This is a genomic window from Thermodesulfovibrionales bacterium, assembly GCA_026417875.1.
Classification (GTDB): domain Bacteria; phylum Nitrospirota; class Thermodesulfovibrionia; order Thermodesulfovibrionales; family CALJEL01; genus CALJEL01.
On record JAOACK010000149.1, the window covers coordinates 1 to 577 of the forward strand.

The following is a 577-nucleotide window of genomic DNA, read 5'->3' on the forward strand; positions in this document are numbered from 1 at the left end:
GTTTTACCACTGTATCATGTTTTTCTTCAACATCCTCCGAAGATACATCCAGAACATGCAACAATAAATCCGCATCATTAATTTCTTCAAATGTAGTCCGAAATGCAGACATCAAATCCTTTGGCAGATTCCTTATAAAACCTACTGTGTCAATTATAATTACTTCCCGTTCTCGGGGAAAACGTAACCTTCTCGAAACAGGATGTAAAGTAGCAAATAAAAAGTCTTCTGCAACAACAGAACTATTTGTTAAATTGTTTAATAATGTAGATTTCCCGGCATTTGTATATCCTACAATAGCAACTGATGGAACCTGACGGACTGTTCGGACCTGCCTTCTTAATTCACGCCGTTTCCCCAATTCTTTTACTTCCTGTTCTAACTGAGCAATTCGGTCCCTTGCCCTTCTTCTATCTATCTCCAATTTCGTTTCACCAGGTCCTCTTCCACCTATTCCACCTGTTAAACGAGAGAGTGCAGTTTGTTTTATGCCCAGAAACGGAAATAGATATTTTAATTGTGCTAGCTCAACTTGAATTTTTCCCTCTCTTGTGACTGCATGTTGTGCAAATATGTC

At 38.6% G+C, this 577-nt stretch carries 1 protein-coding gene; it reads right to left on the minus strand.

Annotated elements, in window-relative coordinates; all coding sequences use genetic code 11:
• A partial coding sequence (gene hflX / locus N2257_10815; GenBank protein ID MCX7794876.1) for a GTPase HflX occupies positions 1-577 on the minus strand: 577 nt, incomplete at both ends.